Source organism: Corynebacterium sp. HMSC070H05 (assembly GCF_001837615.1).
GTDB lineage: Bacteria > Actinomycetota > Actinomycetes > Mycobacteriales > Mycobacteriaceae > Corynebacterium > Corynebacterium coyleae.
The window spans coordinates 22,970-36,152 of record NZ_KV833345.1 but is presented as its reverse complement, the minus strand read 5'-3'; the positions used below and the strand labels follow the sequence as shown (position 1 = coordinate 36,152).

General features: G+C 60.8%; 16 protein-coding genes. 3 read left to right on the top strand and 13 right to left on the bottom strand.

The genetic code is table 11. From position 1 onward, the window contains the following. The first annotated feature begins 119 nt into the window (after window positions 1-119). Window positions 120-566, top strand: a complete 447-nt coding sequence (locus HMPREF2617_RS11230) for a hypothetical protein (protein ID WP_070840759.1) — start codon at window positions 120-122, stop codon at window positions 564-566. 81 nt (window positions 567-647) lie between these two features. Here the strand turns inward: HMPREF2617_RS11230 and HMPREF2617_RS11225 are convergent, their stop codons facing one another. The 13 genes from HMPREF2617_RS11225 to HMPREF2617_RS11170 form a co-directional block, all read right to left on the bottom strand. Beyond that, window positions 648-863 (bottom strand): type II toxin-antitoxin system Y4mF family antitoxin, encoded by a 216-nt coding sequence (locus tag HMPREF2617_RS11225; protein ID WP_070840758.1) that lies wholly within the window; start codon window positions 861-863, stop codon window positions 648-650. A gap of 125 nt (window positions 864-988) precedes the next feature. After that, the gene (locus HMPREF2617_RS11220) at window positions 989-1,639 is read right to left on the bottom strand and encodes a Fic family protein (RefSeq protein ID WP_070840757.1); all 651 of its coding nucleotides are present in this window, start codon (window positions 1,637-1,639) and stop codon (window positions 989-991) included. 242 nt (window positions 1,640-1,881) lie between these two features. After that, window positions 1,882-2,130 (bottom strand): helix-turn-helix transcriptional regulator, encoded by a 249-nt coding sequence (locus tag HMPREF2617_RS11215; RefSeq protein WP_070840756.1) that lies wholly within the window; start codon window positions 2,128-2,130, stop codon window positions 1,882-1,884. Between the two features lie 13 nt (window positions 2,131-2,143). Then, window positions 2,144-2,452, bottom strand: coding sequence for a type II toxin-antitoxin system RelE/ParE family toxin (locus HMPREF2617_RS11210; protein ID WP_070422087.1), 309 nt, complete (start codon window positions 2,450-2,452; stop codon window positions 2,144-2,146). A 205-nt stretch (window positions 2,453-2,657) separates the two neighbouring features. Further along, window positions 2,658-2,792, bottom strand: a complete 135-nt coding sequence (locus tag HMPREF2617_RS12385; protein ID WP_256365574.1) for a hypothetical protein — start codon at window positions 2,790-2,792, stop codon at window positions 2,658-2,660. A 67-nt stretch (window positions 2,793-2,859) separates the two neighbouring features. Then, window positions 2,860-3,180 carry a hypothetical protein gene (locus HMPREF2617_RS11205; protein WP_070422088.1) on the bottom strand — a complete coding sequence of 107 codons (321 nt, stop codon included), beginning with the start codon at window positions 3,178-3,180 and terminating at the stop codon, window positions 2,860-2,862. Window positions 3,181-3,232: 52 nt separating this feature from the next. Then, entirely contained in the window at window positions 3,233-3,997 is a 765-nt protein-coding gene (locus HMPREF2617_RS11200) for an SDR family NAD(P)-dependent oxidoreductase (RefSeq protein WP_246819498.1), read from the bottom strand. Between the two features lie 56 nt (window positions 3,998-4,053). Continuing rightward, window positions 4,054-5,511 carry an FAD-dependent oxidoreductase gene (locus HMPREF2617_RS11195; protein ID WP_141763060.1) on the bottom strand — a complete coding sequence of 486 codons (1,458 nt, stop codon included), beginning with the start codon at window positions 5,509-5,511 and terminating at the stop codon, window positions 4,054-4,056. Next, window positions 5,511-5,804, bottom strand: a complete 294-nt coding sequence (locus HMPREF2617_RS11190; protein ID WP_070840754.1) for a (2Fe-2S)-binding protein — start codon at window positions 5,802-5,804, stop codon at window positions 5,511-5,513. Before HMPREF2617_RS11190 ends, HMPREF2617_RS11195 begins: the two co-directional genes overlap by 1 nt. Before the next feature lie 12 nt (window positions 5,805-5,816). Next, the gene (locus HMPREF2617_RS11185; protein ID WP_070840753.1) at window positions 5,817-6,974 is read right to left on the bottom strand and encodes an NAD(P)/FAD-dependent oxidoreductase; all 1,158 of its coding nucleotides are present in this window, start codon (window positions 6,972-6,974) and stop codon (window positions 5,817-5,819) included. Window positions 6,975-7,006: 32 nt separating this feature from the next. Next, the gene (locus tag HMPREF2617_RS11180; RefSeq protein ID WP_070840752.1) at window positions 7,007-8,461 is read right to left on the bottom strand and encodes an alanine/glycine:cation symporter family protein; all 1,455 of its coding nucleotides are present in this window, start codon (window positions 8,459-8,461) and stop codon (window positions 7,007-7,009) included. Window positions 8,462-8,496: 35 nt separating this feature from the next. Beyond that, window positions 8,497-9,555: a proline racemase family protein gene (locus tag HMPREF2617_RS11175; RefSeq protein ID WP_070840751.1), complete on the bottom strand. Its 1,059-nt coding sequence runs from the start codon at window positions 9,553-9,555 to the stop codon at window positions 8,497-8,499. A gap of 8 nt (window positions 9,556-9,563) precedes the next feature. After that, a complete protein-coding gene (locus tag HMPREF2617_RS11170; RefSeq protein ID WP_070840750.1) occupies window positions 9,564-10,475 on the bottom strand; it encodes a dihydrodipicolinate synthase family protein in 912 nt (303 codons plus the stop codon). A 127-nt stretch (window positions 10,476-10,602) separates the two neighbouring features. Here HMPREF2617_RS11170 and HMPREF2617_RS11165 point away from each other — a divergent pair, with 127 nt between their 5' ends. Together HMPREF2617_RS11165 and HMPREF2617_RS11160 are read left to right on the top strand one after the other, a co-directional pair. After that, on the top strand, window positions 10,603-11,235 hold the full coding sequence (locus HMPREF2617_RS11165; RefSeq protein WP_070840749.1) for a GntR family transcriptional regulator: 633 nt from the start codon (window positions 10,603-10,605) through the stop codon (window positions 11,233-11,235). Between the two features lie 55 nt (window positions 11,236-11,290). Beyond that, a complete protein-coding gene (locus HMPREF2617_RS11160) occupies window positions 11,291-12,766 on the top strand; it encodes an aldehyde dehydrogenase (RefSeq protein ID WP_070840748.1) in 1,476 nt (491 codons plus the stop codon). Window positions 12,767-13,183: the final 417 nt, after the last annotated feature.

The following is a 13,183-nucleotide window of genomic DNA, read 5'->3' as shown; positions in this document are numbered from 1 at the left end:
TCAGAGCGTTTTCCGAAATTTCGGCCGGTTTTCCCAGAAACGCCGTGACCAGGGGTTACGCATATCGAGACCTGCATATGAAGCCTGGAGATAGCGTTAAGGCCGGTACGCTCGGCCCCATGACTCAGTCAACCCGCAGCGCATCGCTTCACGACGACACCACCACCGACCGCCTCACCCAATCCGCCATCGCCGGCACCCTGGTCGCGGTCCCCGACTACGTCCGGTCCACCCCGGGTCGCATCTTCGCGTGGACGGCGATCCTCGGCGCGTACGCGGCGGCGGTGGCGAAGTTCGACACCGTCTACGAGGACACCGACCACGACGTCACCGCCAAGGTGGAGGAGAAGCCCGACACCACGAACCCGAAGGTCACGTGGGGGCTGCTCGCCGGTGGGATCGCGCTGAATGCGCTGGGCCTGCGCCTGCACGTTGTCGTCCAGACGAAGCTCGCCCGCGCACTCGAGCGCCGCGGGGTAAAGAAGCCGCACACGTTGCTCGGCGCCGCATTTGCAGCGCTGATGTTCGCGGCGCTGGAGGCCGCCGCACGGGTCAGGCAGGGGTAGGGGTTCGCGCTGCCCGGAATCAGCGCTTCCGATTCTTCGGCTAGGTAGTCACCGACCGGAGCCGAGAGGGATCCGCGGAACTCACAACAGATCACCCCTATGCACCACAGGCTCAAGGTCGTACCCCAGCACCGCGAGCACCTCCATGGCCTTCCCGATTTCCGCAGTCGGCTTGCCGTGCTCGAGTTCCCTAAGGAACCGGTCTGAGACGTCGGCAAGTTCTGCGACTTCAAGCTGCGTCAGCCTGCGCTCCTTACGTTGGGCGCGTACAAAAGCGCCAAGCGTCTCAATGTCCACGTGCCACTTCTCCTTGCCAAACGTGTGCTTTTTCGGAGCGTTCGCACCGAATTCGTTCCGTTAGGCCGCGAGTTTAGCGCAGTTTTGTTCGTTTCGGTGCGCTCGTTCCGGTTCTTGGGTTCGGTCTACGGGCATTGCTTTGCGACGACCCCACGCCCCAACAACAACTCTCTCACCGGCCCATCCTCGCCCAACATGTAGAACCGGGCGAGCAGGTCGTTGAAGTGCTCGGTGACGGACGGGTCGTCCTCGTCGAAGGGCGCGGTGAGCAGGAAGGGCGACTGCTGGGCGAGAAGATAGCCATTCGCGGCGAAGATCGCAGTTCGCTTGTTACCATCCTCGAACGGTTGCGCGCGGGCGACCTGGAGGAATAGGTCGACGGAGGCGTGTTTTGGGTCGGGGTGGTTGAGGGCGTCGTCGATAAGAGTGTCGAGCTCTGAGTCGGAGAGCGCCGGCGGTTCGTGACGCCCGTAGCGAGTGCGCACGCCAATACCCTGGTCGTCGGTACGCAAACTGCCCGGGTTGAGCGCCGCGCTCCGCGTGAGTTTTGCGTTGATGCGCTTCAGATACGACGCGTCGACGCTGGTGGCGGGGGTGTTAAGGATGAATTCACCGGCGGATTTGAGGTCTTCAAGCAACGCGAGGTCGCTGCGTCCGCGCACGCCGGTGGTGTCGCCGGTTTCGAGGAAACGGCCCGTGGCGGGCCTGCTGGTGGACAGGTTGTCGAAGACAACACCCGCGGTGAAGATGACGCTGAGTAACTGCGTGACGTTCATGGGCACCTTCCGGGACAGCGGCGAAGACGGACAGCACCGAGTGTAGGGGCGGATGCCTATCTCGGTCTGCAGCTACAAGCTCTGCAACAAGATCCTCGGTACTCAAGCTGAGTCAGCCTCCGCCCCTTACGTTGGGCACTTACAGGAGCGCCGAGCGCCTCAATGTCCACGTGTCACTTCCTCTTGCCAAATGTTTGTCTTTGCGGAGCGATCACGCCGAATTCGTTCCGTTAGTCCGCGAACTACTGAGTGCGCCGCAGGTACGTGTCCTGCAGGTTCAGCCACAGCTCTGCCGAAGTTCCCAGCGCCGCACCGACGAGGGCTGCTGATTCTCTCGTGAGCTCGTGTTGCCCTGAAATCAACGCTTCCACAAACGTCGTTGGCTGGCCCAGAATTTCTGCAAAGTCTTCTTCACTCCAGCCGCGCGCTTCCAATTCTTCAGCCAGGTAGTCTCCGACCGGAAAAGCTTCGGCCAGTGGTTGAGTAGTCATCGTTCACCTCCCATTAGTGGTAGTCGACCATCTCGATCACAACTACGATGCGTCTATCTTCATCTGTCTCAAACCGAATGACAAGGCGAAATTGCCTGTTTAATCGAATCGATGAGGTACCGACTCGATCGCCTCGAAGTTGCTCGAGTCTTAAGGACTTCAGCGCTCGCAAATCTCTTTCGTCACTGACATTTGCAAGTACCTGAATCTTGCGACGAAAGGCTCGCACCAGCTCGGGAGACCAACGCTTTGGCTGGAACGTGGAATCTTCGGCAAGGCGTTTAAGGATCTTGTCTTCGAAACGAATTCTCACGCAGACCATGACTCCGTCTGGTGAAAACACCGGCCGTTTGAGAACTTGCCTAAATTACGCGTTGGCCCGCTTGCCCACCCTTTTCTCCCCATGAGAAGAAGTGTAGAGAGCGATCTACGGTCTGCATAGCCTCTGACTGCTCATTTGAGTGAACACTTCCCCGCGGAAAACCGCACCAAACGAATAAAGTGCTAAACAAGCAGCGCTTGGGGGTTCACACGCAAGACGCGCCGATGCTGGCGACCTCGCTCGACTGGAGGAACCGACCTGTCGCGAGCCAGCTGGTGGACAGATTGTCGAACACGACACCCGCGGTGAAGATGACGTCGCGGAGCTGCGTGACGTTCATGGGCACCTTCCGGGACAGCGGCGAAGACGGACAGCACCGAGTGTAGGGGGCGGATGCGAGGGGTCAGTTACTCCTCGTCTGGCAGTGGCTCACCGTATCCGGTGAGAAGGCAGAGTTTCGAAAGGTTGTTGTAGATCTCGATACGTTCCGCCTTGAACTTCCAGCACAACGTGCCGAATAGGTCGCCAGGGTTCACGCCTTCTTTGCTTTTGGCCACGAACAGGTGGGCAAGACGGTTGGCGAACTCTTGGTCGTGCCCCTCCACGGTTGCTCCGCCGCCCGCTGTTCTGCGGTCGGAGTAGATAACGTTCCATCCACCGTTGGGCGACTCGATAACCGCAACCTCACCAGCCCCCGAGACAAGACCATATGGAAGATAACCAGCCATTGCTACTCCTCGTGACGCTGACCCGTAATCATCTCGTCCCGCGCAGCTACGTCTAGTAGACCTTGTTGGTTCCGCCATCCACCATGAGTGTTTGGCCGGTGATGTAGCGGGCGTCGCGGCTAAGCAAGAATGCGACGACCGGGGCGACGTCTGTCTCTGGGTCGCCGAAACGACCGAGCGGGATGCGCTGCAGAGACTGCTGGTAGAGCTCCGGGAATGCCTCGGACCACTTCTGCACGCCCTCGGTTAGCGCCATCGGACCGACGACGTTGACGCGAATGTCGTCCTTCGCCCACTCGTTGGCTACCACGCGTGAAAGGCCACGAATCGCTTCCTTAGCTGCCGCGTACGCCGCCTGGGTGGGCTGGCCGATAATGCCGGCACCGGAGGCGAAGTTCACGATCGCGCCACCGTTGTCTTTGAGGTGCGGGTAGGCGGCAAGCATGAAGTTCTTGGTGGCCTCGAAGCCGGTGCCGAAGGACAGGTCCCAGTCCTCCTGCTCTAAATCGGTGAACGGCTTCTGCCGCGATGCGTGTGCGTTGTTGACCACGCCGGTGAGCTTGCCGAACTTCTCCACCGCAAGCTCCACGGCCTTCTTCGCGGTCTCCGGCTTGCTCACGTCGCTGCTGAGGAAGACAACGTTGTCGCCGAGGTCTTTCTCGAGGGTGGCGCCGGCGTCGTCGTTAATGTCTACGGCAACTACCTTCGCTCCACGTGCGACGAGGATGCGCGAGATTGCCCCGCCGATGCCTGCCGCACCGCCGGTGACCACGGCGACCTGATCCTGCAACTGCGTGTTCATATCTTGAGTGCTCATAAACCCGAGTGTATGCCCTGCTCACCAGGGTCGCTCGAGAGCTTGTTCGCCTGCGCCTACTCCGTGTCCTGGGCCAGCGACTCCAGCGACACCGGGTTGGCCAGGGGACGCACGCTCATGGCGTGAAGGTCGCGGTGGAGAAGGTCGGTCGTCGATACGCTGCAGGCGCTCGGTTTCTTTCCGCGCTGCTCATCGGCGGCATGACAGAGTCCGAAGCCGCACATTCTGCCCTGGCAGTTGCCCATGCCAACCCGGGTGACGCCCTTCGCGGCACGTGCGTCCGGTGATGTGTCTTCGGCGAAGTAGTGCTGCAGCGCATCGCTTGTCACGTCTTCGCAGCGACACACCACTGTGTCGGGTGAGAGATCCGACATATAGTTCTCCGGGATGCGCCCGGCGCGCTGGAAGGCTTGGGCGAAGATGTTGTTTGCGGTGACGGTGTAGCGATCCCGAAGCGACACCGGTTCGCCGAGGAACTTGCGGACGGCTATGCTGCCTTCAGCAACAGCACCGAGCACACCGCTGACTCCGTTGCCTTCGCCGACGACGTAGAAGCCTTCGACGGAGGATTCAAAGTTCTTATCCACCGTGGCCACCAGCGCGTTATCTGCGCTGAGGTGTGTTTCGCCGCGCAGCTGCAGCAACAGGTCGAGCTGCGGGATAAATCCCCAGTTCAACCCCACTGCGTCCACACCGTAGCGCTTGTCCTGCGCATCGCTATCCGCACCGATCTTACGCACCAGGACAGCGCTCACCCCGTCCCCACTCGCAGTGGATTCGATCTTGCTCACCACCGAGTTGAAGTGGAACTTCACCCCATGGCGCGCAAGCAAGGCCGAGTAACCCAACGCTTCCTTGATCTTCGAAGGGACAAGGACGGCGGAGAGGCCGCGGGGGAACCATGCGGTGGGGTTGGAGGCGTCGATAATTGCTTCGACCTTGGCGCCTGCTTTGATGACAGTCGCGGCCGCGGCCATTAGGAACGGACCGGTGCCTGCGATGACAAAGCGCTGGCCAGGGGCGAAGCCGTTTTCTTTGATAAAGGTTTGCATGCCGCCGGCGGCCATCACGCCTGGGAGCGTCCAGCCTTCGACGGGCAACTGACGGTCGTAGGTGCCGGCGCAGTAGAACACGTTCGCAGCGGAGACGTGCCCCTCGGGGAACACTTCCGGCGAACCCAACGGCCCGCTCAGGCGAAGCGTAAACCGTGCCGGGCCAGACTCCTGGGCATGGTCGATCCTGGAGACCGAGGCGTTGGGTACGTATTCGAGCTCGCCGGCCTCGACGCCTTCGAGGAAGTCGCGCTTGAGGTCGCGGAACTGCTGCCAGTGGTGGTGCCACTTCGAGTGCTTGGACTCGAGACGAGGCGCGATCTCGGCATGCTTCCAGAACTGGCCACCGACGGCTGGGTTCTGGTCGATGAGCAGGACTTTCTTTCCGTTTCCGCGGAATGCGCATGCGCTGGACAGGCCTGCGGGGCCGCCGCCGACGATGACTGCGTCGTAAACACTCACTATTCGTTCCTCCCGTTCGAAGCGGCGGTTCCTGTTCCGGCGGTTCCTGTTCCCGTTTCAATGACCATGCCGTCCTCCACCTGCACAAGACAGCCGCGAACCTTCGGTGTCCCGTTGACGGTGACCAGGCATTCGAAGCAGCAGCCGATGCCACAGAACATGCCGCGGGGCGCTTCGGTGACTTCGGATTTACGGTTGGTCAGGGTTTCCCGGGCCGAGTAGATCGCCGCCGGGATTTTCATCGGTCGTGGCACCTCGTGCTGGGCGCCGTCGAGCACAAACCGGATCGTCATTGGTGCTGCTCCTTACCTGGCTGCTTCGAATCGGGAGGGAAGAAAGTCATCGAGCGGTACATCAGTGCTACCGATTCCACCGGTGAGGGCTTGGGAGATCAGTTTGCCCGTGCCTGCGCTGAGTCCGATGCCGGCACCTTCATGCCCGGTGGCGTGCCACAGGCCATCCAGGCGTGCGTCGGGGCCGATGATTGGGACGTGGTCTGCACAGTAGGGCCGGAAGCCGTGGTAGAACCGCAGCACGTTCACCTTGGACAGGCCGGGGAAGAGCGCGATGGCGTTCTGCGCGATTCCCTTTAAAGCGTCCTGGCTGACCTCGTTGGAAAACCCGACGCGTTCGCGGCTCGAACCGATCAGGATCGTGCCAGCTTGGGTGCTCTCAACCACTGGGGATGTCTGCAGGCCACCGTCCGAGCTGACCACGTTGTCCAGGTAGGACGCGGAGTAAACCTTGTGGTTGACCGTCATGTCTGCGCGTTGCGTGACCAGCACGTACCCGCGGCGTGGCTCCACCGGCAGTGGCATTGCGCCCCATTGTTCGGAGACTCCAGCGGCGAATGGACCGGTGCAGTTGACCACCGTCTTCGCGTGGAAGTCTCCCGCGGGGCAGCGCACGCCGACCACGGTGGTTCCGTTGGTGATCAGTTCTTGGACCGGGTTGTGCTCGTACAGTCGCGCGCCGAGACGGACGGCGTTGGCGAGGAAGCAGTTCACGGTGGCCATGGGCATGAGCTGGGAGTCCTGTGGGTACCAGGCGGCCCCGACGGCGTCGTCGGTAATAAATGGCTCTTTGTCGCGAAGTTCCTGCGGGCTGAGCTCTTCGACGTCGATGCCGTATTCGCGCTGGGCTGCGAGTGCGCGTTGGAGCGACTCCATGGTTTGGTCATTCGTTGCGACGACCAACCCACCCTTCGGCTCGAATTCAATCTCCTCCGCGAACTGTGACAATTCCCCTCGCCATAACCCGAGGGAGTACTTTGCCAACTCCAGTTCCGGACCGTTTTCTTTGTCGGAAACGAGGAGGTTTCCTTCGCAGTGTGAGGAGGTCTGCGATGCAGCAGTGTGCTTTTCGACGACTGCCACCCGCAGGCCCGCCTCCGCACAGTAGTAGGCGGTGGCGGCACCGATGATGCCTGCGCCGACTACGACGACGTCGAACGTCTCAGCCATGTCCGTCCTCCTTGGTATGTACGCCTTGGTGTTTAGGCCTTTGCTGCAGTGGCGTCGGGGGTTGCATTGCGGCGGGCGTTGAAGTCTTCCCACCACCGAGCGTTCTCGATGCCAACGCGTCGCGGATCGAAGACCGGGTCGAGGCCCTGCTTGAGTTGCTCGTCGTAATCCTTTGTAATCTTGCGGACCAGCCTGGACATGCTCAGGATGACCAGCATGTTGATCCAGCCAAGCAGACCGAAGGAGATATCACCGAGCGCCCACATGACGTCGCCGGAACCGACACATCCGAAGACAGTGATACCCAGTGCACCGATGCGCAGCAGCAGGCGAGCAACACCATCGGAGCGTCCCATGATGAAGATCAGGTTGGTCTCTGCAATGTAGTAGTAGGCCACCATCGAAGTGAACGCGAAGAAGAAGATGCCAAGGGCGACAAACGCTGGACCGAAGCCCGGCAGGCCGGAGTTAATAGCTTCCTGCGTGTAGCCGACACCAGCGTCAACGTTCGGGAGGTGCTCTACCAGGAGACGGCTTCCATCGGTGACGTTGTAGGAGTTGGTGATCAGGATCATGATTCCGGTTGCCTGGCACACCACCACGGTGTCAATGAAGATGGAGAACGACTGGATCAGGCCCTGCTTGGACGGGTGCGAGTTTGACGCCGCAGCGGCAGCGAAGGTTCCTTCGCCGACGCCAGCAACGTTGGAGAACGTCGCCCTTCGCACGCCCCACGCAATCGCGGCACCTGCAAGGCCACCGAAGATCTGGTCAGTGCCGAAAGCGGAGCCAAGCACGAGGGAGATCGACGGGAAGATCTGATCCGAGTTCATGCCCAGCAGCACCAGTAGCGCCAGGACATACGCGGCAGCCATGACCGGAACCATGACCTGCGCGACCTTCATGATGCGGTTGGTGCCACCGAAGATGGTGATGCCCATCATGGAGGTCAGCACGATCGCCGTCACCCAAGCTGGGATGCTGAACGCGTTATCCATCGAGGTGGTGATCGTGTTGGCCTGAACACCTGTGGTCAGGAATCCGTAGCAGACCAGGTAGCACACCGCGATAATCACGGCGAGCCAGCGAAGCTTCAGGCCGAGTTCCACGTAGAACGGAGCGCCACCACGGTCTTCACCGTTGATCCGCTTCTTAAAGGTCTGCGCGAGTACCACCTCGGCGTACGCCGACGCGGAGCCCAACAGGGCGACGACAACCATCCAGAACATTGCGCCCGGGCCGCCGGCGTAGATCGCGGTCGCCACACCGGCGATGTTGCCCACGCCAATACGGCTGGATAGCGAAAGCATCAGGGCTTGAAGTGGACGCACGCCGCCGTCTTCGGCTGGCTGGGCCGTAATCTCCTTGAGCATTTGGGGAATGCGACGGAACTGGATGCCACGCGTCAGGGTTGTAAACCAGAGTCCCACCAGTAGCGCGAAGTACGCCATGGGGTTCCAGATGAGATCATTGATTGTTGCAAGCATGGAGAACCTCTTCTCTGCTGTTGGGGAGGGAGTGGTTAATCAGCACCCCAGATGTCACCGATTGTGAAGCCTTGCTGGAACGGATCAGTTGGATCAACGACGAGTTTGTTGATTCCGGTGATCCATCCACGTCCTGTGATCTCAGGGGTGATGCCCTTGAAACCGCCCACTTCCTGTTCCTCGAGTACTCGGGCCTTGAAGTAGGTGCCCAGCATCGATTCGTGCAGGAATTCTTCGTTGATGCCGATTTCGCCGCGCGCGTACATGCAGGCGACGCGTGCCGAGGTACCAGTGCCGCACGGGGAACGATCGAAGGTTCCGGTCCAGGTATCCGGATCGTCGAGTTTGAGCGTTCCGTTTGGCAGCACCACTGCATTCCTGGCGCTGCGCCCGGGTTGTGCGGTCCGATAGATCATGGGAAGGTGAACCTCGTTGAGGTCCGGGAACAGCGGGTGTTCCACCGGGAACTGCTCGCGGGCCGCTGCACACAGCGCAGATGCCGCACGGAGAATCTGCTTTTCCGCGCTGCGTTCGAGCTCGAACGGGAATTGGTCCACGTTGGCCTGGACGTAGAACTGCCCGCCGAACGCGATGTCTGCCTTAATCGTCCCGTAGCCGGGAAGTTCGAGCGGAACATCGAGCCCAACGGGGAACGAGGCAACGTTTGCGAACCTCACGGCCTGCAGCACACCGTCTTCAACCACAGCCACAACTTCGACTGTGCCTGCGGCGGTGTCGACCTTCAGCGTGGTTTCGGGTTCTGTGACTCGCACGAGCTCACTATTGACGAGCGCAGTCACCGCACAGATCAAGTTCGACCCAGACATCGGCCTGAAGCCACCCTGTTCCATGACGATCAGCCCGAAATCAGAATCCGGTTCCACCGGCGGGGTGATCACGGGAGCACAGAGGGAGGGGAAGCCGCGGGGCTCGTGAAGCACAATGCGACGCAGGTCTTCAAGCTGGGTCTCGGCGTTGATCAAACGTTCCAACATCGTTTGACCCTTGAGACGAAGGTGCTGGTCGATGACCACGCGTCCGGACTCGCCCTCAGCGTGGGCGTCGATCACCGTGATGGTTCGCATCTTTGCCATGACGACTCCTAGGCCTTACCGTCTGCTGCGTCGAGGGCGCGGTCGATGAGGTCCTTGAGCAGGGCGGTGGCTTCGTCGTCAATCGCGGATGCTGGCAGACGAATCGGACCGGCATCGATGTCACGGATCTTCAGACCAGCCTTCACACCGGCCGCGTAGTTACCCGACTCCAACGCGTCGCAGATCGGCAACAGGTAACGCCAGAGGTCACGAGCCGTGTCCAGGTCCTTGTCCACCGCCAAGGCGTTGAAGAACTTCACGGCGAGATCCGGCAGGAAGGCAGCCATGCCCCACACCGAACCAGGTGCGCCAGCAGCAAGAGCCGACAGGTTCAGGCCATCGAAACCGCACAGGGGAACGATGTCCTGCTGGTCCATCTGAATGATGGTGTTGAACTTCACCATGTCGCCCTCGGTGAACTTCACGGAGTCGACATTGGTGCGGGCGCCGAGCTCGACCAGCTCCTCCGCAGTGAGCTGCAGGCCGGTCGTGTCAGGCAGGTGGTAGTAAAGAATCGGTAAGTCAGCCGCCCTGGAAATCTCGTTGAGGTGGCGCACCAGCTCTTCAAAGCTCGGCGGGGTGTAAAACGGCGCAACAACCATCAGCCCGTCTGCGCCCGCGTCAGCAGCCTCGCGTGCCAGCAGCGCTGCTTCTTTCGTGCTCAGGGAGCCGACGCCTGCGATCACGGAAAGGCCATGCTTCTTGCCAGCCTCGCAGTACAGACGGTTGACCTCAATGCGCTCTTCGACCGTCATCGCACCGAACTCACCAGTCGTACCACCCGGGATGATGCCAATCACGCCGTTGTCAGCAACGAACTTGGTCATCTCTTCGATGATGTCCTTTTGAATGTTCTCACCGTCCGCAGAGAACGGCGTCGTCATCGCTGCAATGACACCTTCATAATTGATCTTGCCCATGACATACCCTTCCAGAGTCTGAATATTGGCCTAGATTGTCACACAATCTAGTGTGGTGCGGACGATATCCTGCTTTTAATTTGATGTCAATCACATTTTTAATATTTGCCCAGTTAAGGAGGCACAAATGGAGACCAGCAAGCGGTTTAGCCTCGCAGAAAGCCTGCGATCCGCCATCGCAGGCGGTGAGCTCCCGCCGGGCACTCGTCTCAAAGAACAGGCGCTTGCCGAGGAATATGGCGCGTCCCGACCGACCGTGCGCGAGGCTCTAGGAACCCTTGCTTCCGAAGGGCTGCTCACCCAAATTCCGAACGTTGGGGTGCTCGTCAAAGAACTTTCAGCCGACGAAATCCTCGACGCCATGCGAGTACGCCACACCCTTGACATGTTGGCCGCCACGCGAATTATCGAGGACGCCTCGAACGGTCGCCTCAACCGAGTCGAGGAGGGGCTGGTAACTTACTGCAAGGCTATGACCTCGCTAGATGAGAGCGATCGACTTCAAGCACACCTTGCTTTCCACCGCGAAATTTGGGCAGCCTCCGACAGTGAAGTACTACTCCAACACTGGCCACTCACCGCGTCGCACATCTCCCTGGCGATCGCTATTGAGTCTCGTGCCCACAACGATCGCACCCACGATGTGGCCTCGCACGAACTCCTTGTAGCCAAGCTCCGGGAGCGCAATCTTGACGAGATCCGACAGGCGTTTTATGACCACACCGTGATCGCTGCCACAAAAATGCTTGACGGTATGTAGGACCACAGCTACAGTCGTGTTTCGTCTGACAATCTTTTCGACTTCAGGAGGCCCCATGGCTGTTCAACTCCCCGACAACGTCAAGCGCGACTTGTTCATCGGTGGCGAATTTGTTGAATCTTCGTCCGGCGAACGCTTCAGCACGCCGAACCCCGCCACGGGCGAAGAGCTCACCACGGTCGCCTCTGCCAACGAAGCAGACGTTGACCGCGCCGTGGCAAACGCGCGTGAGACGTTCAACTCCGGCGTCTGGTCCGCCCTCGCACCCGGCGAGCGCGGCTCGGTTTTGGCCAAGTTCGCCCAGCTGATCGAAGAACGCACCGAAGAACTTGCCTACCTCGAAGCACTCGACGCCGGCAAGCCGATCACCGACTGCCAAACCTTCGACTTCCCGGATGTCGTTGGCACGTTCAAGTTCTACGCAGAGGCAGCCGACAAGTTCTTCGGCCAGGTTGTGCCGACCGGACCGGAGAACCTGGGCCTGCTCGTCCGCGAACCTGCAGGCGTCGTTGCAGCCGTACTGCCCTGGAACTTCCCGGCTGCGATGCTCGCATGGAAGCTCGCACCCGCCCTCGCCACTGGTAACTCCGTGGTGGTCAAGCCGCCAGAACTAGCAAGCCTGACCACCCTGGCCCTGGCAGAGCTGGCAATCGAAGCAGGCATCCCCGCTGGCGTGTTCAACGTCGTCCCCGGCCGTGGTGAGGTCGCCGGCCAGGCACTGGGCAAGCACATGGATGTGGATGTGCTGTCCTTCACCGGCTCCGAGCCGGTCGGGCGGAAATTTCTCGAGTACTCCGCCGCGTCGAACCTGAAAAACGTCACCCTTGAACTCGGCGGCAAGAGTGCCCAGATTGTCATGCCGAGCTGGGCAGACGACCTCGACCGTGTTGCCGAAGACCTCGCCGAAGCAGCCTTTGGCAACAACGGACAGAACTGCACGGCAGGCTCGTTGGTCTTGGTGCACTCGTCTATTAAGAACGAACTGGTCGAGCGTTTGAAGACCGTCACCGAATCCAAGAAGGTCGGCGACCCGATGGATCCGGACACCGAGCTCGGCGCCCTCATTGAGGAGGCTGCTTACAAGCGCGTGCTGGGTTACATCGAGAAGGCACGCGAGGATGGCGGAACCATTGTCACCGGCGGCAAGGCCGTTCTCGAGGAGACCGGTGGCTGGTTCGTCGCCCCGACCGTGATCACCGACCTCCCCGCTACCTCTGCAGTCGCGCAGGAAGAGATCTTCGGCCCAGTCACGGTAGTGCTTGAGTTTGACGACGAAGACGAGGCAATCCGCCTAGCCAACGGCACCAAGTACGGCCTCGCCGGCACCGTCTGGTCGAAGGACCTCAGCCAGGTCATGCGCATGTCGCGCGCATTCCAGGCCGGCACCATCGCCGTCAATGGTTACAGTGAGGGGGACATCCGCACGCCGTTCGGCGGCTACAAGCACTCCGGCTTCGGCGGCAAGGACAACGGCTTCGAAGCGATGGAGCAGTACACCAACCTGAAGACCATCTGGATGGAACTGTCGTAGATTGCGTCGTGCGAAACCGGAAGCAGGGAGGCTGCTTCCGGTTTCGTCGTTTGTTGCTTACTGGGGTGTTGAGGGGCACTAGGGAGTTAGTTCTCTGTGGGGCGTTGCTTCTCGACGAAGCCACACCCCAACACCACCCGTCTCACCAGCTCATCCCCGCGGGTGCGGGGCAGACGGTGACCTGTTCTCGGCTGCGGAGCCGCCGGAAGGCTCATCCCCGCAGGTGCGGGGCAGACGAGTAGGTAGAGCGCAGCGCACCGATGAGCGAGGGCTCATCCCCGCGAGTGCAGGGCAAACCGGTCGACCTGTTCCTCGGTCATGGGTGCCTCGGGCTCATCCCCGCGAGTGCGGGGCAGACGTCAATCCACGTGGTGATGGTAGGGCCGTCGAGGGCTCATCCCCGCGAGTGCGGGGCAG

Bases quoted from the DNA above. Each gene is read 5' to 3' on its own strand.
- HMPREF2617_RS11230 (WP_070840759.1), top strand. From the start codon at position 120: ATGACTCAGTCAACCCGCAGCGCATCGCTTCACGACGACACCACCACC.
- HMPREF2617_RS11220 (WP_070840757.1), bottom strand. From the start codon at position 1,639: ATGAACGTCACGCAGTTACTCAGCGTCATCTTCACCGCGGGTGTTGTC.
- HMPREF2617_RS11215 (WP_070840756.1), bottom strand. From the start codon at position 2,130: ATGACTACTCAACCACTGGCCGAAGCTTTTCCGGTCGGAGACTACCTG.
- HMPREF2617_RS11210 (WP_070422087.1), bottom strand. From the start codon at position 2,452: ATGGTCTGCGTGAGAATTCGTTTCGAAGACAAGATCCTTAAACGCCTT.
- HMPREF2617_RS12385 (WP_256365574.1), bottom strand. From the start codon at position 2,792: ATGAACGTCACGCAGCTCCGCGACGTCATCTTCACCGCGGGTGTCGTG.
- HMPREF2617_RS11205 (WP_070422088.1), bottom strand. From the start codon at position 3,180: ATGGCTGGTTATCTTCCATATGGTCTTGTCTCGGGGGCTGGTGAGGTT.
- HMPREF2617_RS11200 (WP_246819498.1), bottom strand. From the start codon at position 3,997: ATGAGCACTCAAGATATGAACACGCAGTTGCAGGATCAGGTCGCCGTG.
- HMPREF2617_RS11190 (WP_070840754.1), bottom strand. From the start codon at position 5,804: ATGACGATCCGGTTTGTGCTCGACGGCGCCCAGCACGAGGTGCCACGA.
- HMPREF2617_RS11185 (WP_070840753.1), bottom strand. From the start codon at position 6,974: ATGGCTGAGACGTTCGACGTCGTCGTAGTCGGCGCAGGCATCATCGGT.
- HMPREF2617_RS11180 (WP_070840752.1), bottom strand. From the start codon at position 8,461: ATGCTTGCAACAATCAATGATCTCATCTGGAACCCCATGGCGTACTTC.
- HMPREF2617_RS11175 (WP_070840751.1), bottom strand. From the start codon at position 9,555: ATGGCAAAGATGCGAACCATCACGGTGATCGACGCCCACGCTGAGGGC.
- HMPREF2617_RS11170 (WP_070840750.1), bottom strand. From the start codon at position 10,475: ATGGGCAAGATCAATTATGAAGGTGTCATTGCAGCGATGACGACGCCG.
- HMPREF2617_RS11165 (WP_070840749.1), top strand. From the start codon at position 10,603: ATGGAGACCAGCAAGCGGTTTAGCCTCGCAGAAAGCCTGCGATCCGCC.
- HMPREF2617_RS11160 (WP_070840748.1), top strand. From the start codon at position 11,291: ATGGCTGTTCAACTCCCCGACAACGTCAAGCGCGACTTGTTCATCGGT.